Raw genomic sequence first — 17,369 nt, 5'->3', positions numbered from 1 at the left:
CCAGTGATGGCCAGGCGTTGTTTGGTTACTCAGCGAATGATGAGTTGCCTTTTTTCGTCACTTCAGCAATCGCACTGCGATTGAACTTGAGGAGTGACTGGTCACATTTCAATGTGACTTGCGTGTCTTCGATTTGGTGGACGACGCCGTGAAGGCCGCCGATTGTTACGACGTGATCCCCACGCTCAAGCGCGTTTTGCATCGATTGTACTTCCTTCTGACGTTTCGTCTGCGGACGGATCAACAAGAAGTAGAACACGACGAAAATAAGGATCATCGGTAATAGTGCTACGAGAGTTTCCATGCGTAAAATTCACCCTTTCCTTCAATATCAGGTTCATTATACCGTGAAACTGAAACGTTGTCACATAATCGCTGTCAGAACAATTTAGAAATTCTTGGCGTTTGGTTTGTTATACCCATATTCTTCGAAAAACTCTTCCTTGAAGTCCAAGAGACGGTCTTCGCGGATGGCTTGACGTACTTGACTCATCAAGTTCACGAGGAAGTGAAGGTTGTGTGTCGAACAGAGGTGAAGCCCGAACATCTCGTCGGCGCGAATCAAGTGGTGCACGTACGCGCGCGAATAGTTCTTACACGTGTAGCAATCGCACTTCTCATCGATTGGTCCGAAATCCGTCTTATGTTTCGCATGTTTGATCGTGACGCGGCCTTTCGATGTCATGAGCGTCCCGTTGCGGGCGATCCGGGTCGGCAAGACGCAGTCGAACATGTCGATGCCGCGAATCGAGCCTTCGATCAACGCATCCGGTGAACCGACGCCCATCAAGTAGCGCGGCTTGTTCTCCGGCATGAACGGTGTCGTGAACTCGAGTGCGCGGTACATGACGTCTTTCGGTTCACCGACCGATAATCCACCGACGGCATAACCTGGGAAATCAAGCGAGACGAGGTCGGCCGCACTTTGACGACGGAGATCTTCGTACTCGCCGCCTTGGATGATACCGAACAACGCCTGGTCTTCCGGACGTTCGTGTGCCGCGAGGCAACGCTCTGCCCAACGGCTCGTCCGCTCGACCGATTTCTTCATGTATTCATGCGTCGCCGGGAATGGCGGGCATTCGTCGAACGCCATCATGATATCCGAACCGAGCGCGTTTTGAATCTCCATCGCCTTCTCCGGTGACAAGAACAACTTGTCGCCGTTCAAGTGGTTGCGGAAATGGACGCCTTCTTCTTGGATGTTGCGAAGGTCGGCGAGCGAGAAGACTTGGAAGCCGCCCGAGTCCGTCAAAATCGCGCCGTCCCAGTTCATGAACTTATGAAGGCCGCCGGCTTGTTTGACGACCTCATGTCCTGGACGAATCCAAAGGTGGTACGTGTTCGAGAGGATGATGTTCGCTCCCATCGCCTTGACTTGTTCCGGGGCCATCGTCTTGACGGTCGCCTGCGTGCCGACCGGCATGAAGACAGGTGTCTCGAACGAGCCGTGCGGCGTATGGACGATTCCGTGCCGCGCTCCCGTCTGTTTACATGTGTGGATATGTTCGTATGTGACTGCGTGTTTGGTCATTTGTTCTCTTCCTTCCTCGTGATGAGCATCGCGTCCCCAAAGCTGAAGAAGCGGTAACGTTCTTGTACCGCCGTGCGGTACGCGTTCAAGATGATGTCGCGCGACGCGAACGCCGAGACGAGCATGACGAGTGTCGACTTCGGCAGATGGAAGTTCGTGATCAGTCCATCAATCGCCTTCAACTCGACGCCTGGGTAGATAAAGATGTCCGTCCAGCCCGATGACTCGACGAAATCCCCATGGTCGCGCACGATCGTCTCGAGCGTCCGGGTCGACGTCGTCCCGACGGCGAAGACGCGGCCGCCGCTTGCACGGACGTCGCGGAGCGCTTCAGCCGAAGCGGCCGACAGTTCGAAATACTCACTGTGCATCGTGTGCTCTTCGATCGTATCGGCCGTGACGGGACGGAACGTACCGAGCCCGACGTGGAGCGTGAGCGGGATTAGCTTGACGCCTTTCGCCTCTGCCGCTGCGAGCAGTTCTTCCGTGAAGTGGAGGCCTGCCGTCGGTGCGGCCGCACTCCCGCGTTCACGGGCGTACACCGTCTGATAACGATCTTGGTCGTCGAGCTGTTCACGGATGTATGGCGGGAGCGGCATCGTGCCGAGCTCATCTAAAATCTCATAGAAGATGCCGTCGTAGTCGAACTTGAAGCGGCGTCCCCCTTCCGGCAGCTCTTCGACGCATTCGGCCCGGAGCAATCCGTTGCCGAACTCGACGATGGCACCGACGCGCACTTTCTTCGCCGGTTTGACGAGCGCTTCCCACACATCGTCTTCCGTCTGTTTGAGTAAGAGCAGTTCGACTTTCCCGCCCGTCTCCTGCTTCGCCCCGAACAATCGGGCCGGGAGCACGCGCGAGTCGTTGACGACGAGAGCGTCGCCTGCCTGCAAGTAGTCGAGCACGTCACGGAAATGACGGTGCTCGATATCGCCCGTGTCGCGGTCGAGGACGAGCAGTCGTGAGCTCGTCCGGTCAAGAAGCGGTACTTGGGCGATCAGTTCTTCCGGTAAGTCAAAATCATAGTCGTTTACGTTCAATTGAATGTCTTGCATATCGTTACTCCTCTTCATAGCCAAAATGCGTCTTTGCGTACTGGGTGATCATCCGGCCGCGCGGCGTCCGTTGCAGAAAACCTTGTTGCAACAAGTACGGCTCATACACGTCCTCGATCGTTTGGGCATCTTCCCCAATCGTCGCGGCGAGCGTCTCAAGTCCAACCGGACCACCGCCGAACCGTTCGACCATCGCCCGTAACAGCCGATGGTCGACTTCGTCGAGCCCGAGGGCGTCGACATGCAACCGGTCGAGCGCGTCTGAGGCGAGCACCGGATCGATTTCTTTCGTTCCTGCCACTTGGGCGAAATCACGAACCCGGCGTAACAGTCGGTTGGCGATCCGCGGCGTACCGCGTGCACGTTTCGCGATGGCACCGCTCGCCTCTGGTGAGATCGACAGGCGGAACAGCTGGGCCGTCCGACTGACGATGGCGGCGAGCTCATGCGGCTCGTAGTATTCGAGCTTCAACGTCACACCGAAACGGTCACGGAGCGGCGCCGACAACATGCCGGCCCGCGTCGTCGCGCCGACGAGCGTGAACGGTGGCAAATCGATACGGACGCTTCGCGCCATCTCGCCTTGTCCGTAGACGATGTCGAGACAGTAGTCTTCCATCGCCGGATAGAGAATCTCTTCGATCGTGCGGCTCAAGCGATGAATCTCGTCGATGAACAGGACGTCGCCCGGTTCGAGCGTCGACAGGATCGCCGCGAGGTCACCTGGGCGTTCGATGGCTGGGCCGGCCGTCGTCTTGATGCCGACACCCATCTCGTTGGCAATGATTTGGGCAAGCGTCGTCTTTCCGAGTCCCGGAGGACCGTAAAGGAGGACGTGGTCGAGCGTCTCGCTGCGGAGCTTCGCGGCTTGGATGAAGATCGACAAGTTGCCTTTCGCCTTCTCCTGTCCGATGTACTGCTCGAACTTTTGCGGACGCAAGCTCCACTCTTCAGAGTCTTCATATTGTTGATGGGATTGTGACAACAATCGTTCGTCCATGGTCTCCTCCTTATTTCAATAGCAATTGCAGGGCGCGCTTTATGTAAGCGTCTGTCGTCAATATTTCTGATTTCAGTTCCTTGCGGACACGGGTGATCTCACGCTCTGAATACCCGAGTGCGACGAGCGCTTCGCACGCCTCGTCGAGTTCGGAGGCCCCTTGAGCGAACAGTCCGGTATTCGGTACGTAATCCGGGGCGAGCTCGGACAGCTTGCCTTTCAAATCGAGCGCCATCTGCTTCGCCGTCTTCTTGCCGACACCCGGGAACTTCGTCAAATACTTCTCGTTCTCGGTCTCGATCGCGTCGATGAGCGCGTCCATATCGCCTGAGGCGACGATGGCGAGTGCGCCTTTCGGTCCGATCCCGTTGACGCCGAGCAGTTTATTGAACAGTTCGCGTTCCCGACGTGAGCGGAAACCGTACAGTGTCTGTTGATCTTCACGCACATAATGATGCGTAAACACGATTACATGTTCGTCTTGTTCACGATAAAAAAACGGGTTAGGCACATGTACTTTGTAGCCGACGCCCGAAACATCCAACGTTATATATTCCGCGCACACATAGGCGACGGAGCCTTTTACGAATTCAATCACGGTCATATCTCCTCTTCATGGGAAAACTGCATTCATTGTACCATAACCACCGCCACGAAAAAAGGACAGGCGATTGCCTGTCCTCAGTGCGCGAGCATCCGCTCGAGGGCGAGTGTCGCCCACTTCGTCGTCTCTAGATTGACACGGATGACGTTGACCGGATCGGTCTCGAGCGACTCGAGCGCCCAGAGCAGATGCGGCAAATCGATGCGGTTCATCGTCAAGCACGGACACATGTACGGATTGAGCGAGATGATATCGAGCTCGGGGTGCGTCGCCGCGAGACGGTTGACCAAGTTCATCTCGGTGCCGACGGCCCACTTCGTCCCCGGCGCGCTCGCTTCGATTTGGTCGATGATATATGACGTCGACCCGGCCTCGTCCGCCGCCTGCACGACGTCGAACGTACACTCGGGATGGACGATGATGCGTCGTTCCGGGTCGTTCTTCCGTAACGCCTCAATTTGGGCGACGTTGAACTTCTCATGGACCGAGCAGTGCCCTTTCCACAGAATGACCCGCACGTCCTCGATGTCACCCTCATAGACGAGTCGTTCCCGGAGCGGGTCCCAGACGGCCATCGCCTCAAGCGGCACGCCCAAATCAAACGCCGTGTTCCGTCCGAGATGCTGGTCCGGTAAGAACAGAATCCGCTCGCCCGCTTCGAGCGCCCAACGGACGATGTCATGGGCATTGGAAGATGTGACCGTCGCGCCCCCGTTCTTGCCGACGAACGCCTTGATCGCCGCCGTCGAATTGACGTACGTGATTGGAATGATATCGTCGCCGAACGTATCGGTCAGCTCTTCCCATGCAATCTCCGTCTGATCGATATCGGCCATGTCCGCCATCGAGCATCCGGCCCGCATGTCCGGCAAGATGACGAGCTGGTCGTCACGCGTCAGCATGTCGGCCGTCTCGGCCATGAAGTGGACGCCACAGAAGACGATGAACTCCGCCTCGCTCATCTGTTCGGCGAGCCGTGCGAGCTGGAGCGAATCTCCGGTCGCGTCCGCGAACTGGACGACCTCGTCTTTTTGATAGTGGTGGGCCGGTAAAAACAGGCGGCTGCCGAGCCTGGATTTGATGGCTTCAATACGTTGTTCCATCTGTTCAATCGTCAACTCAGCGTACTGCGCTGGCATCGTTCCGAGTAATTGCATGTTTGATTCCTCCTACAAGATTTAGACTGCAATCGAGCGCCGTCACCGAATGCGTCAACTGTCCGATCGAGATGACGTCGACACCCGTACCGCGATACGCTGCGATCGTTTCGACAGTGATGCCTCCTGACGCCTCCGTTTTAATATGCTCTGGCACGAGCGCACGCCACGCCTTCAGTTCTTCGGGCGCCCGGTTGTCGAACATGATGATGTCAGCGTTCGCCGCGATCGCCTCATGCAATTGTTCGAGCGTCTCGACCTCGACTTCAATCGGCGTCGTGTGGCCGGCAAGCATCCGAGCCCGTGCGACCGCGTTCGTGATCCCGCCGAGGGCCGTGATGTGGTTGTCTTTGATCATGATGGCATCGTCGAGACGGAGCCGATGGTTCTTCCCACCACCCGAACGGACGGCATGTTTCTCAAGCATACGAAGCCCGGGCGTCGTCTTTCGGGTGTCCGTGACGGCGATCGTCGGGTCGTCGAGCCGTTCGACGCAGCGCCGCGTCATCGTCGCGATCCCGCTCAAGTGCTGGACGAGGTTCAACAGCACCCGTTCCGTCTCAAGGAGCGTCCGCGTCTTGCCTCGCAAAATAAAGAGCGTGTCACCTGCCGTGACGTTCGTGCCGTCCGGTTGGCACGATTCGACGACGAGACGTTGCAACTGCGCCAGCTCGAGGACGACGTCCATGCCGCAGAAGACGCCGTCTGCCTTGGCGCTGACCGTGGCGAGCGACGTCTCGCGGTGGTCAATCAAGGCACTCGAGGCGTCCCCAAACCCGATGTCCTCATGTAAAAATGCTGTCAGCTGTTCGCGCAAGGCGATTTTGTTCATCTGAATCCTCCGTTCTTATGACGGCACTGGCCAACAGGCGTGCCGCTTTCAGACTCAACGTCTGTTCACTTAATTGTCTTGACACGTGTTTCGTCTGTGCCAGTTGTTGGGTATTTTCTAAGAAACTTACGATTTCGCCAATCTGAGGCGAGATTGTCAACCATTCCCCAATCTGTTGCCGATAGCGGCTGAACAGATCATCCGAAACCTCATACACGGTCGTCTCGTTCACCGTGAACGGCTTCTCCTCCACCATCACCGCTGCCGCCACCCGCTTTCCGAACACCCAGCATTCGAGTAACGAATTTGACGCCAGTCGATTTTTCCCGTGGACGCCCGAATCGGCGACCTCACCAACCGCATATAACCCAGCGACGGTCGTCCGCCCGTCTACGTCGACGTCCACACCGCCCATATGAAAATGTAGCCCGGGCCGCACTGGGATTCGCGTCGAGTCGAGCCCATACATCCGGCACGTCTCGACGAGTTTCGGGAACCGTTCATCAATTCGCTCGACGCGACTCGTATCCAAGTAGACGGTGCCGTCATGACGCGTGAGTGACCGAGCGACCTCGTCCCTAGGGGCGAGGCTTCCGAGCGGATGGTGGGCCATCACGTGACGTCCTGACGCATCGACGAGCGTCGCGCCTGCTCCTCTTAACGCTTCCGTGACGAGGTGGGGCGAATCGACCGCGAGTAACGTCGGGTGGAATTGGATACGAGACAAGTTCGTGAGTCTCGCTCCGATCTCATCCGCCAAGACGAGCCCGTCCCCCGTGACCGAGCGACAGTTCGACGTCCAATCGATGAGTCCACCGATTCCCCCGGTCGCCAAGACGACGGCTCCGGCCTGGACGTGAAGACGTGTCTCTCCGTTGAATCCGGTCGCCCCGGTCACGCGGCCGTCGGTCTTCACCAACGAATCGATCAATACGTGTTCCATGACGGTCACGTTATCCGGCAATTGACGACGAAGCGTCGCCATGACGTGCCGTCCGGTCTCGTCCCCGCCGACGTGAAAGATTCGATTCATGCCATGCGCCCCTTCACGTCCGACGGCGTACTCAGCACCCTCCCGGTCGAAGACGACACCGAAGCGCTCCAAATCGCGGATCGCGCTCCGTCCTTCTTCGACGAGTGTATAGACACGGTCGGGCACGGCTGCGAGTTTCGAGGCGACGAGCGTATCCCGCTCATGGTCGACACTCGACGGCTCCAAATACGAGCTCGCAATCCCGCCTTGGGCCAGATCTGAGTTCGCGCTTGTCACTTCATGCTTAGAGACGACAAGGACGTTCAATGAATGAGGCAAATGGAGTGCCACCGTCACGGCGGCCAAGCCAGCCCCAACGATCAACACATCGACCCGTTCAAACTGTAAAGACATCTGTATATCACCTGTTTTTCATATGTAATGTTGACTTGTAAACTAGTTTCGCATAATTTTGTGAAGAAGACAACATGAGAAAAGGGGAACTTACGATGAACCGTTACTTTGATTATGCGGCGACGCACCCGATGACAAAATCCGCTCTCGACCATTACGTGGCCATGGCACGAAGCGTATACGGTAACCCGTCTTCCCTCCACACGCACGGCTATATGGCGGAAGATTACTTGACCGAATCCCGACGGTTGTTGAAGCAGGCGCTCGGGCTCGACATGCTCCGCGGCAAGCTCCTCTTCACCGGAAGCGGCTCCGAAAGCAACTACATCGCCCTCACGAGTCTCCGGAAGCGCATGAAAGGCAGTGAAGTCATCACGTCGTGGCAAGAGCACGACTCGGTCGCGCTTCTGCTTGACGAGTGGGAAGCAGAAGGCGTGATCGTTCACCGCTTGAAGCTGAAGGACGGACGGTTCGACCACGAGACGTTCACGCATTTGCTCGACCGTGACATCGGGCTCGTCACGTTTCAACACGTCAACTCGGACACCGGCTGGACGCTTCCGCTCCACAACATCCTCTGCCAATTGAAATATAAGAAAGTGTTGTTCCACGTCGACGGTGTCCAGGCGTTCGGCAAGATCCCGGTCTCCGTCGACGGGATTGACGCCTATTCGTTCAGCGCCCATAAAGTCGGGGGCCCGAAAGGCGTCGGTGGCCTCTATATGGAACGGCTGTTGCCACCGCCCTATTATCCGGGACACCATCAATACGGCATCCGTCCCGGCACCATCGACGTGCCCGGCATCTGCGCTTTCGTCAAAGCGTTCACCGACCGTCACGAGCAACGGACACGTCATGAAAGAAATTTCTTGGCGTTTCGTGCTATCTTGAAAGAGAAGACATCGTCTTACGTGGATTGGCTCGAGTTCGACCAGCAGAGCCCCGCCATCTTCTCGTTCGTCTCGAAACAGCGGGACGGGCAATGGTGGATGACCGAACTCGACGGGCTCGGGTTCCAAGTGTCGGCAGGGTCGGCCTGTCGGGCCGGCCAGAACGGACCGAACCGAATGCTCGAGTCGCTCGGCTATGAGACGAGCGCCTGTCACGGGCTCGTCCGCATTTCTTTCGGCGAAGACACGACCGTCGAGGCCACGACGGCACTCGCCGAAGCCATCGTCACTTTAGCAAGGAGAGTAGGAACTTATGAACAAACGCTTAGCCGGTGAAGAACGCCGGCGCACGTTACTGGAAATGATTGAACAGAGTTCCGAGCCGATCACAGGCTCCGAGCTCGCCCGCCGCGTCGCCGTCAGCCGACAAGTCGTCGTCCAAGACTTGTCGCTCTTGAAGGCGAAGGGCCATCAGATCGTCGCGACCGCCCGCGGGTACGTCTATCTACCAGGTGAGGCGTCACCGTCCGCCTATACCCGTAAAATCGTCTGTCGCCACGAGGCCGAGGACATGGAAGCGGAGATGAACGCCATCGTCGACGAGGGCGTCACGATTCGCGACGTCATCATCGACCATCCGGTCTACGGTTCATTGACCGGGCAATTGATGGTGAAGAGCCGTCGCGACGTCCGTGCTTTCCTCGAACGGATCGAGGCGAACCAAGCCGCCCCGCTGTCGCATTTGACGGGTGGTCTCCACATTCATACGCTCGAGGCCGATAGTGAAGACGCCATCGATGCCGCCGTCTCAGAACTTGAACGACTCGGCGTCCTCGTCTCCGAGCTCGACTAAGATGTCACAAATACGTGACATCTTTTCTTTTGCTTTCGACTCATGTTCGTTATACTGATGGATGGAATGCATCCTGTACAAAATTTGGAAAGGAGGGAACGGTCATGTGGCACTTCTTTGAACAACTGTTGCTCGGGTGCGGCGTTTTCAGCGTCCCGCTCGGCATCTTCATCCAATTCATCCCGAACGAGCTCGTGCTCGCTTACGGGGGCCACTTGATCGGTTCCCTTGATACGTCGTTCCTGTTCGTCTTCCTGCTTGCCTGGGCGGCGTTCGTCATCAGTCAAATCGTCTTATATGGGATTGGCCGCTACGGAGGACGCCCTGTCGCCCTTCGCCTCTATCGGTCGTTCCGCATCAACGAGGCGAAGCAACGCCGAGCCGAAGTCTGGTTCGAGACGTACGGCGCTTGGATCGTCTGCCTTAGCGTCATTTGGCGCCAACTGTTCGCTGTCAGCGCCGGGGTCATGCGGTTATCGTTCCGGAAGTTTTTGACGGTGACCGTCCTCATCTTCGCTGTCTGGTCGTTCCTCTTCGTCAAACTCGGGATGATGCTCGGCGACAATTGGCGTCACATCGGTGAAGTCACACACGGGTTCTTGCCGTATGTCGGCATCATCATCGGGCTGTTCTTTCTCGTCCGCTACGTCCGCGCGAATCCGCGCCTATTCAAAAAGTCAGCCTGAGCAGATGCGCTCGAGCTGACTTTTTTTTGATATAGAGGGAAAACGGATCGTGATGACGAATATAGAGTCATGAGGAAAGCGTTTTTTTCTCGGAATAGAGATACCACCTTCAAAGGAGGAATTACCATGTTCCATCGTCGAAAAACGTACACCATCCGTCCTGAACGCTTAGATGAATTCACCGAATTTTTCCATACATACCTGTATCCGATTCAGGTATCGCACGGCGCTCGTCTCGTCGGTCGTTGGGTGACCGAAGACAAGAGCGAGGTCATGGCCCTATGGGAATACCGCGACCGCGAACATTACGAACAAGTCGAACGCGATTATCGCTCGAGCGGCTTGCGCCGTGAGGCGATGAAGAAGCGGGCCCGTCTCGGAAAAGATTTATATATCAAGTCGAGTGAGGAATTCATGATGCCGACCGGTCACTATACGCCACCGCGTACAATCGTCTCCGTGACCGCCTACGTCACGAACGAGGCCGGTGAAGTATTGCTCGTCCAGAACACGCACCGGAGCGACACGTACGAGATGCCAGGTGGTCAAGTCGAGGAGCATGAGTCGATCGTCGACGCCGTCCATCGTGAAGTGAAAGAAGAGACCGGTGTCGATATTGAAGTCGAAGGCATCACCGGCATCTACCAAAACGTCTCCTCGCGCGTCCTCTGCGTCACGTTCCGTGCCCGCTACGTCTCCGGCGACCTGCAACCGCAGGAAGGCGAGACGCAAGAAGTCGGTTTCTTCAAGGTCGATGCGTCGAACGTCGGCGACTACATCAAACGAGAGCACTTCCAAATGCGTCTCGTTGATGCAATCGACCCGACATATATGCCGCACGCCATCTATAAAGTTCGGCCATACGAGCTGCTCGAACGCGTCGAGCGCCATCATACCGTCTAAACAAAAGGAGGGACCGCCAGTTGGCGGTCCCTCCTTTTGTTCGTTTACGCTTGTTCGACCGGTTCGGATTGACCCGTCTCGACGAGCAATTTGCGAATCCGACGCTTTTCGACGTGGAGAACGGTGAACGTCATGTCATCGTACGTGACACGCGCACCTTTCTCTGGAATGTCTCCTAATAGTTCGACGATCCAACCACCCATCGTGTTGGCATCTACTTCAGGTTCTTTAATTCCCATCTCATCAGCGAACTCATCGACATCCATGTCGGCCATACACTCGTAGACGCCGTCACGGAGTCGTCTCAAATAGACGATCGATTCGTCGTGCTCGTCCCAAATGTCTCCGACGAGCTCCTCGAGCATATCTTCGAGTGTGATCAGACCGGCCGTCCCGCCGAATTCGTCGAGGACGACGGCCATGTGCGATTGTTTTTGCTGGAGTACAGGAAGCAGCTCAATCAATTTTGTCTGCGGCGATACGTACGTGAGCGGACGAATGAGCGAACGGACGTCCGTCACTTCATCACGCATCATCGAACGAAGGAAATCACGCTCTGACAACACCCCGATGACGTTGTCAATCGAGTCTTTATACACCGGCAGACGAGAATGTCCACCGCTAAAGATCGTGTCTTTGATCTCTTCAAGCGTATCGTCAATGTCGACGGCGAGGATATCGATCCGCGGCGTCAACACATCGTCGACGGTAATGTCGTTGAAGGCGAAGGCGCTATGCACGAGTTCCGCTTCGGTCTCGCCGAGCACTCCTTCTTCTTCTCCCATATCGACGAGCACTTTCAACTCTTCTTCCGTCACCGACGGCTCTTTGTCGTTCATCCCAATCATGCGGAGCACCAACTTCTTCAACCCGGTAAAGATCATCGTCACCGGTTTCAAGACTTTGACGAGGAACAACAAAATGCCGCTGATGAGAAGCGAATACTTCTCCGCGAACTCTTTCGCGAGCGACTTCGGTAAAATCTCACCGAAAATCAAGATGACAATCGTCGTCGCGAACGTCGAGATGACGAGCCCGGCCCCACCCGAGTAAATACTCGTGGCGATGGCCGTCGACACCGTCGCGGCACCGATGTTGACGATGTTGTTCCCGACGAGAATCGTCGAGAGCGTGTCATCGAAGCGGTCGACGAGGTGGAGGACGCGCTTGGCGCCCTTGTCCCCGTCTTCACTCATACGAATCATCCGGACGCGGTTCACACTCGAGAGCGCGGTCTCGGCAGAAGAGAAAAAGGCTGACAACATAACTAAAACTGCATAAAGAATTAAACTAGACGAGGGCACAGGGTCCACGTTTACTTCACACTCCATTTCATTAATAAAAGATTATTCGACAAATTCGAATTCAAAGTCCAAGATGGCGACGACGCTGCCGTCTTCGGCACCCAACTTGCGAAGGTCGTCATCGACGCCCATTTGACGCATTTGACGCGCGAATCGTTTGATCGATTCGTCGTGATCGAAGTTCGTCATCTTGAAGAGCTTCTCGATGCGCGGCCCCGTGATCACGAAGCGTTCGTATTCATCGACATGAATCTGATACCCTTTCTCTTCCTTCTCGTAACGATAAACGACACGTGGTGTGGCCGTCTTCTCTTCGAGCTCTTCGAGTGGGAACTCAGGTGTCGAGTCCACGAGATTAGCTACTTCGATGAGCAGGTTGCGGAGTCCTTCTTTGGCGAGTGCCGAGATCGGGAAGACTTTGACGTCGTCTCCGATTTTCTTCTGGAACTCTTCCAATAATTCCGGCGCATCCGGCATGTCCATCTTGTTGGCGACAACGATTTGCGGACGCTCGAGGAGGCGTAAGTTATACGACTCGAGCTCGCGGTTGATCGTCGTGTAGTCTTCGAACGGGTCGCGCCCTTCCATGCCGCTCATATCGATCATGTGGACGATGACTTTCGTCCGCTCGATGTGACGAAGGAACTGGTGACCGAGACCGACGCCTTGGCTCGCCCCTTCGATGAGTCCTGGAAGATCGGCCATGACGAAGTCACGGTCGTCCGCTGTCTTGACGACACCGAGGTTCGGTGTGATCGTCGTGAAGTGGTACGCACCGATTTTCGGGCGTGCCGACGAGACGACTGACAAGAGCGTCGATTTCCCGACTGACGGGAATCCGACGAGACCGACGTCAGCGAGCAATTTCAACTCAAGACGCAATTCGCGTTCTTGACCTGGCTCCCCGTTCTCGGCGATCTCTGGTGCCGGGTTGGCTGGCGTCGCAAAACGACAGTTCCCGCGGCCACCGCGTCCGCCTTTGGCGATCGTGGCCCGTTGGCCGTGCTCGGTAAGGTCGGCGATGACCGTATCGGTCGATGCATCAAATACAATCGTACCTGGTGGGACTTTGACGACGAGCGGCTTCGCTTTTCGTCCGTGCATGCCTTTCGACATCCCTTTTTCACCGTCATGGGCAATGAACTTTTTCGAGAAGCGGAAATCTACGAGCGTGCGCAATCCTTCTTCTACTTCGAATACGACGTCACCACCGTGACCGCCGTCTCCTCCTGCTGGTCCACCGTCTGGAACATACTTCTCGCGGCGGAACGCGACCATCCCTTTACCGCCGTCTCCAGCTTTTACAAAAATATTAACCTGATCGACAAACATTTAATTCCCCTCCTTTATAACGAACGTAGAACATTCTACTGTCTGCTCGTACACTTCGTCTGACGTGAACACGTCGTCCGGCACATGACCGAAGACGCGGACCATCAGTCCGTCCGTGAACGTCACATGAATCGGTCCATCCGTTCCTGACAGAAGACGGACAAGTTTGTCCGCCACACGCGCGTCGTCGAGCGACACACGGTCGGCCGATACCTTGTAGGTCAACCGTCCTTCCCAATTCGCTTGTATGATGACGAGACTCGTCATCGGCAAATCCAAACGAATAAGCGCACTCTCCTCGTCGGCGTGCTGACGATATCGCTCGTACAGCTCCTCGAGTTTTTCAGGCTCGAGCGCCGCGTACAAGGAGATCATCTGAAGCCGATTCATCCATTCGTGACGGACGGTCGATAATAGTTTCAGTGCTGCCTGTGAGTTCATGCAATCCTCTCCTAGGTAAAACTAGTAAAAAAGACTCTAACCAAATAAGTGGCTAGAGTCTTCTGCGTGGTTCTACTTACGCAACTGGGTAAACGCTCACTTGTTTCTTGTCGCGACCAAGACGCTCGAAGCGTACTACGCCGTCAACTTTAGCAAACAATGTGTCGTCGCCACCACGGCCTACGTTTTCACCTGGGTGAATTTTCGTACCGCGTTGACGGTAGAGAATCGATCCAGCTGAAACCGTTTGTCCGTCAGCGCGTTTAGCGCCGAGGCGTTTCGAAATCGAGTCACGACCGTTTTTAGTCGATCCTACTCCCTTTTTCGATGCGAAGAACTGAAGGTTCAATTGTAACATGAGGTCCACCTCCTATTGTTCAATTTGGATATAATCACCGTAACTCTGGGCGATCGTGTCTAGTTGCACGAGCATCCCTTCTAATAACAATTGGGTGCGAGTCATATCCTCCGGTGATAGGTCAGGATACGTCTCGACATAAAAGTAGCCACCCTCTGTTTTGTCTGCCATTTCTACAAGAAGCGACTGACCGGCGAGTACCTCAACAGCGTTGTATGCCCCAAAGATGATGGCAGAAACGCCGGCACATACCAAGTCAGAACCGGGTTCGGCAAAGTTGGCGTGACCTGTCACTTCGACGGAACGAATCGACTTCGTCTCGTCTCGTCTGACCGTTACTCGAATCATAGCTTACGCTTCGATTTTCTCGATGCGAACTTTCGTGTAAGGCTGACGGTGACCTTGCTTACGACGGTAGTTTTTCTTAGCTTTCATTTTGAAGACAGTGATCTTCTTAGCGCGGCCGTGTTTTACCACAGTACCGACAACTTTAGCGCCCTCTACGAGTGGAGCTCCGACTTTAACATCGTCACCACCAACGAAAAGAACTTCACCGAATTCTACAGTACCCTCGACATCAGCATCGAGTTTTTCGATGTAGATCTCTTGACCTGCTTCAACTTTGATTTGCTTACCACCAGTTTTGATGATTGCGTACATATACGTGCACCTCCTTATTAAACTCAGACTCGCCATCCAGGGCAGGGCGAAACCGTTTCAACCCGTTCTGTGCGGTTGTAGCCATTTGGGTGCTTCCAAACGAACTAACGTTATAGATAATACCACTCTCGTTTCATCGTTGTCAATGACGAGATACGAAATTCTGACATTCCTCGAGCGTCCCATAGAACGCCACATCCGGTTCTCCCTCGACGAGGAGGACCGTGCAGGCAAACCCATCCCACGACGCGTCGTGCCACTTGCCCGGGAGCGTCAAGACGACCGCTTCGACTTCCGGCGCGAGCTCCATCAAAGCACGTTCAATCCGAGAGAAGACGGCGAGCTTCGACGGCTTCCCGTCGTGCGTCATCCGGTCTTGAATCGAACGGCCCGTGCGTTCCCGGGACAGCTCGAACAAGCCCATACGCGTGAAACCGTACACTTCGACGCGGCGCGGATCACGGGCGCCGAGCTCTTTCATCTTTTTCAAGAGCCGGGCCTGCCCGTCTTTTGACCCGCGTAAGAAGTCGATGACGACCATGCCGCCGATATTGCGCAGTCGGAGCTGCTCCATGACCGCGTAGAGTGCGGCCTCGTTGATTGTGTCGGCTGCCCGCCCCTTGTCCTTGACGGCGACGTTCTTGCCGCTGTTGACGTCGATGACGGTCATCGTCTCAACTTGTTCGACCAAGACGTAAGAACCACCTTCAAGCCAGACGACGCGCTGTCCGAGCTTTTCAATCGCCCCGTCGAGCCGGGCCGCTTCTTTCATCCGACCTTTGCCGACATGGCGTTCGACGTTGACCTCGAGCCGTGATAACCGCTCTTGTGCTTCCTTGTCGTTCAACATGACCGACTCGACCGCATGGCGGCGCACGAACTGTTCACACAGCAGCTCATCCTGCCCGCGTCGTGCCGTCACGACGTCCGCGGCGCGACGCCGAAGCAAGGCAAGTTCTTCTTGAAGGACGTCAGGGCTCGCTTGCCCTGACTCCGTCCGAAACAAGACCCCTTCCGCTTCTTCGAGCTCGAACACTTTCGATAACCGGTCCTGGGTGACGAGGTCGAGCTTCCGGCTATACAGCTTACGCCGGCCGTATGGGAAGTAAACGATGTAGCGTCCGCCGAAGCGGATGTTTTCCGTCACTTTATGATGTTTTCCGTTGATGCCTTCTTTCGTCACTTGGACGAGGCGTTTGTCACCGACGACGGCCGCCTGGCCGATGCCCGGCACGTTCGGATACGCCTCGAGCGCTTTGAGCGTCTCGGCAATCGGCAGGAAGAACGTCGTCTCGCCGGTCGTCAAAAACGCGGCGCCGAGCGACGGGTGAATCCGTTCGATCGCGGCCTCGAGAATCGTCCCGACCGACAGTTGGTCGATGAAGCGTTCCTCGACCTCGAGGAGGCGTTCCCCATCGACGAGCATGGCCCGTTCGATGGACGGGGTCCGTTCATAGATCAATCGCACACGTATCTCTCCTTTCGACACAAAAAGGCAACTTTCGTTGCCTTAGGCTTTTTTCATTCCAAACTTCATCATGAGCCGCGTCCAGAAGCCGACCGGTTTTTGTTCGGTCTGGATCGACATGAGCGGCACCGACTCGCCGAGAATGCGGCGCGTGATGTTGCGGTACGCTTGTCCGGCGTTGTTGTCCGGGTTCATCGTGACCGGCACTCCGCGGTTCGCAGCGGCGATGACTTCTTCATCGTCGACGACGACGCCGAGCAAATCGATCGACAAGATACGCATGATGTCATCGATGTCGAGCATGTCGCCTGATTCGACGAGATGGTTCTTGACGCGGTTGACGATCAGTTTCGGTGCAGCGACATGTTCCGCTTGCTCGAGCATACCGATGATGCGGTCCGCGTCTTGAACGGCAGCCTTCTCAGGCGTCGTCACGACGACAGCCTCGTCGGCGCCGGCGATGGCGTTCATGAAACCTTGCTCGATACCGGCCGGACAGTCGATCAATACGAAGTCGTATTCGGTCTTCAACTGGTCGATGATCTCTTTCACTTGCTCCGGTTGGACCGACGTCTTGTCTTTCGACTGGGCCGCAGGCAAGAGATACATCTCTTCGAACCGCTTGTCACGGACGAGCGCCTGATGCAGCTTGCACTGCCCGTTGATGACGTCAACGAGGTTATAGATGCTCCGGTTGTCGAGTCCTAAGATGATATCCAAGTTCCGTAGACCGATATCCGTATCGACGAGACAGACCGAGTGGCCAGACAACGCGAGGCCCGTCCCGAGGTTCGCGGTCGTGGTCGTCTTCCCGACGCCACCTTTCCCCGACGTCACGACGATGGCCCGACCTTTCTTCACTTCTTTAGCTGTATGTACAGGCTCTACTACTTGCTCCATCAAAC

At 56.0% G+C, this 17,369-nt stretch carries 20 protein-coding genes and 1 other annotated feature; of the genes, 4 read left to right on the top strand and 16 right to left on the bottom strand.

Annotation, left to right across the window (positions count from 1 at the left end; all coding sequences use genetic code 11):
- Positions 1-25: 25 nt before the first annotated feature.
- The 8 genes from yajC to AC13H5_RS05085 form a co-directional block, all read right to left on the bottom strand.
- On the bottom strand, positions 26-304 hold the full coding sequence (yajC, locus tag AC13H5_RS05120) for a preprotein translocase subunit YajC (RefSeq protein WP_021066898.1): 279 nt from the start codon (positions 302-304) through the stop codon (positions 26-28).
- A gap of 84 nt (positions 305-388) precedes the next feature.
- Positions 389-1,534: a tRNA guanosine(34) transglycosylase Tgt gene (gene tgt / locus AC13H5_RS05115; RefSeq protein ID WP_021066897.1), complete on the bottom strand. Its 1,146-nt coding sequence runs from the start codon at positions 1,532-1,534 to the stop codon at positions 389-391.
- On the bottom strand, positions 1,531-2,574 hold the full coding sequence (queA, locus tag AC13H5_RS05110; RefSeq protein WP_128122996.1) for a tRNA preQ1(34) S-adenosylmethionine ribosyltransferase-isomerase QueA: 1,044 nt from the start codon (positions 2,572-2,574) through the stop codon (positions 1,531-1,533). Before queA ends, tgt begins: the two co-directional genes overlap by 4 nt.
- Positions 2,575-2,593: 19 nt before the next feature.
- Entirely contained in the window at positions 2,594-3,589 is a 996-nt protein-coding gene (ruvB, locus tag AC13H5_RS05105) for a Holliday junction branch migration DNA helicase RuvB (protein ID WP_034776878.1), read from the bottom strand.
- Between the two features lie 10 nt (positions 3,590-3,599).
- Positions 3,600-4,187, bottom strand: coding sequence for a Holliday junction branch migration protein RuvA (gene ruvA / locus AC13H5_RS05100; RefSeq protein ID WP_483546430.1), 588 nt, complete (start codon positions 4,185-4,187; stop codon positions 3,600-3,602).
- Positions 4,188-4,270: 83 nt separating this feature from the next.
- Entirely contained in the window at positions 4,271-5,350 is a 1,080-nt protein-coding gene (gene nadA / locus AC13H5_RS05095; protein ID WP_483546429.1) for a quinolinate synthase NadA, read from the bottom strand.
- Entirely contained in the window at positions 5,313-6,182 is an 870-nt protein-coding gene (gene nadC, locus AC13H5_RS05090; protein WP_214752550.1) for a carboxylating nicotinate-nucleotide diphosphorylase, read from the bottom strand. Before nadC ends, nadA begins: the two co-directional genes overlap by 38 nt.
- Positions 6,136-7,569, bottom strand: coding sequence for an L-aspartate oxidase (locus AC13H5_RS05085; RefSeq protein ID WP_214752548.1), 1,434 nt, complete (start codon positions 7,567-7,569; stop codon positions 6,136-6,138). Before AC13H5_RS05085 ends, nadC begins: the two co-directional genes overlap by 47 nt.
- Positions 7,570-7,664: 95 nt before the next feature.
- Between AC13H5_RS05085 and AC13H5_RS05080 the strand changes: the two genes are divergently transcribed.
- From AC13H5_RS05080 to AC13H5_RS05065, 4 genes are all read left to right on the top strand, one after another.
- Positions 7,665-8,795, top strand: coding sequence for a cysteine desulfurase family protein (locus AC13H5_RS05080; protein WP_251130397.1), 1,131 nt, complete (start codon positions 7,665-7,667; stop codon positions 8,793-8,795).
- Positions 8,773-9,312 (top strand): 3H domain-containing protein, encoded by a 540-nt coding sequence (locus tag AC13H5_RS05075; protein ID WP_483546428.1) that lies wholly within the window; start codon positions 8,773-8,775, stop codon positions 9,310-9,312. Before AC13H5_RS05080 ends, AC13H5_RS05075 begins: the two co-directional genes overlap by 23 nt.
- 104 nt (positions 9,313-9,416) lie before the next feature.
- Positions 9,417-9,998 (top strand): DedA family protein, encoded by a 582-nt coding sequence (locus AC13H5_RS05070; RefSeq protein ID WP_483546427.1) that lies wholly within the window; start codon positions 9,417-9,419, stop codon positions 9,996-9,998.
- Between the two features lie 126 nt (positions 9,999-10,124).
- Positions 10,125-10,901, top strand: a complete 777-nt coding sequence (locus tag AC13H5_RS05065) for an NUDIX domain-containing protein (RefSeq protein WP_034776870.1) — start codon at positions 10,125-10,127, stop codon at positions 10,899-10,901.
- 44 nt (positions 10,902-10,945) lie between these two features.
- Here AC13H5_RS05065 and AC13H5_RS05060 read toward each other — a convergent pair whose 3' ends face one another.
- The 8 genes from AC13H5_RS05060 to minD all read right to left on the bottom strand — a co-directional run bounded on the left by AC13H5_RS05060 (position 10,946) and on the right by minD (position 17,364).
- Entirely contained in the window at positions 10,946-12,232 is a 1,287-nt protein-coding gene (locus tag AC13H5_RS05060; protein WP_034776869.1) for a hemolysin family protein, read from the bottom strand.
- A 15-nt stretch (positions 12,233-12,247) separates the two neighbouring features.
- A complete protein-coding gene (gene obgE / locus AC13H5_RS05055; RefSeq protein ID WP_034776868.1) occupies positions 12,248-13,537 on the bottom strand; it encodes a GTPase ObgE in 1,290 nt (429 codons plus the stop codon).
- Positions 13,538-13,978, bottom strand: a complete 441-nt coding sequence (locus AC13H5_RS05050; RefSeq protein WP_034776867.1) for a Spo0B domain-containing protein — start codon at positions 13,976-13,978, stop codon at positions 13,538-13,540.
- A gap of 76 nt (positions 13,979-14,054) precedes the next feature.
- Entirely contained in the window at positions 14,055-14,336 is a 282-nt protein-coding gene (rpmA, locus tag AC13H5_RS05045; RefSeq protein ID WP_016508537.1) for a 50S ribosomal protein L27, read from the bottom strand.
- Between the two features lie 12 nt (positions 14,337-14,348).
- The gene (locus AC13H5_RS05040) at positions 14,349-14,684 is read right to left on the bottom strand and encodes a ribosomal-processing cysteine protease Prp (protein ID WP_034776866.1); all 336 of its coding nucleotides are present in this window, start codon (positions 14,682-14,684) and stop codon (positions 14,349-14,351) included.
- Positions 14,685-14,687: 3 nt separating this feature from the next.
- Positions 14,688-14,996, bottom strand: coding sequence for a 50S ribosomal protein L21 (rplU, locus tag AC13H5_RS05035; RefSeq protein WP_015881153.1), 309 nt, complete (start codon positions 14,994-14,996; stop codon positions 14,688-14,690).
- Between the two features lie 15 nt (positions 14,997-15,011).
- Positions 15,012-15,083 (bottom strand) — a sequence feature (ribosomal protein L21 leader region).
- 55 nt (positions 15,084-15,138) lie between these two features.
- A complete protein-coding gene (locus AC13H5_RS05030) occupies positions 15,139-16,464 on the bottom strand; it encodes a ribonuclease E/G (protein ID WP_138859739.1) in 1,326 nt (441 codons plus the stop codon).
- A gap of 42 nt (positions 16,465-16,506) precedes the next feature.
- Entirely contained in the window at positions 16,507-17,364 is an 858-nt protein-coding gene (minD, locus tag AC13H5_RS05025; protein ID WP_051627738.1) for a septum site-determining protein MinD, read from the bottom strand.
- Between the last annotated feature and the right edge of the window lie 5 nt (positions 17,365-17,369).

The sequence above is a fragment of the Exiguobacterium sp. FD-YE-25-4 genome (genome assembly GCF_057004685.1).
This window is presented reverse-complemented; position numbering and strand designations above follow the sequence as displayed.

Excerpts from the sequence above, each read along its gene's own strand:
- rpmA (WP_016508537.1), bottom strand. The coding sequence starts at position 14,336 with ATGTTACAATTGAACCTTCAGTTCTTCGCATCGAAAAAGGGAGTAGGA.
- AC13H5_RS05080 (WP_251130397.1), top strand. The coding sequence starts at position 7,665 with ATGAACCGTTACTTTGATTATGCGGCGACGCACCCGATGACAAAATCC.
- AC13H5_RS05085 (WP_214752548.1), bottom strand. The coding sequence starts at position 7,569 with ATGTCTTTACAGTTTGAACGGGTCGATGTGTTGATCGTTGGGGCTGGC.
- yajC (WP_021066898.1), bottom strand. The coding sequence starts at position 304 with ATGGAAACTCTCGTAGCACTATTACCGATGATCCTTATTTTCGTCGTG.
- nadC (WP_214752550.1), bottom strand. The coding sequence starts at position 6,182 with ATGAACAAAATCGCCTTGCGCGAACAGCTGACAGCATTTTTACATGAG.
- rplU (WP_015881153.1), bottom strand. The coding sequence starts at position 14,996 with ATGTACGCAATCATCAAAACTGGTGGTAAGCAAATCAAAGTTGAAGCA.
- AC13H5_RS05075 (WP_483546428.1), top strand. The coding sequence starts at position 8,773 with ATGAACAAACGCTTAGCCGGTGAAGAACGCCGGCGCACGTTACTGGAA.
- obgE (WP_034776868.1), bottom strand. The coding sequence starts at position 13,537 with ATGTTTGTCGATCAGGTTAATATTTTTGTAAAAGCTGGAGACGGCGGT.
- AC13H5_RS05040 (WP_034776866.1), bottom strand. The coding sequence starts at position 14,684 with ATGATTCGAGTAACGGTCAGACGAGACGAGACGAAGTCGATTCGTTCC.
- AC13H5_RS05060 (WP_034776869.1), bottom strand. The coding sequence starts at position 12,232 with ATGGAGTGTGAAGTAAACGTGGACCCTGTGCCCTCGTCTAGTTTAATT.
- nadA (WP_483546429.1), bottom strand. The coding sequence starts at position 5,350 with ATGCAATTACTCGGAACGATGCCAGCGCAGTACGCTGAGTTGACGATT.
- ruvB (WP_034776878.1), bottom strand. The coding sequence starts at position 3,589 with ATGGACGAACGATTGTTGTCACAATCCCATCAACAATATGAAGACTCT.
- minD (WP_051627738.1), bottom strand. The coding sequence starts at position 17,364 with ATGGAGCAAGTAGTAGAGCCTGTACATACAGCTAAAGAAGTGAAGAAA.
- tgt (WP_021066897.1), bottom strand. The coding sequence starts at position 1,534 with ATGACCAAACACGCAGTCACATACGAACATATCCACACATGTAAACAG.
- AC13H5_RS05070 (WP_483546427.1), top strand. The coding sequence starts at position 9,417 with ATGTGGCACTTCTTTGAACAACTGTTGCTCGGGTGCGGCGTTTTCAGC.
- AC13H5_RS05050 (WP_034776867.1), bottom strand. The coding sequence starts at position 13,978 with ATGAACTCACAGGCAGCACTGAAACTATTATCGACCGTCCGTCACGAA.
- AC13H5_RS05065 (WP_034776870.1), top strand. The coding sequence starts at position 10,125 with ATGTTCCATCGTCGAAAAACGTACACCATCCGTCCTGAACGCTTAGAT.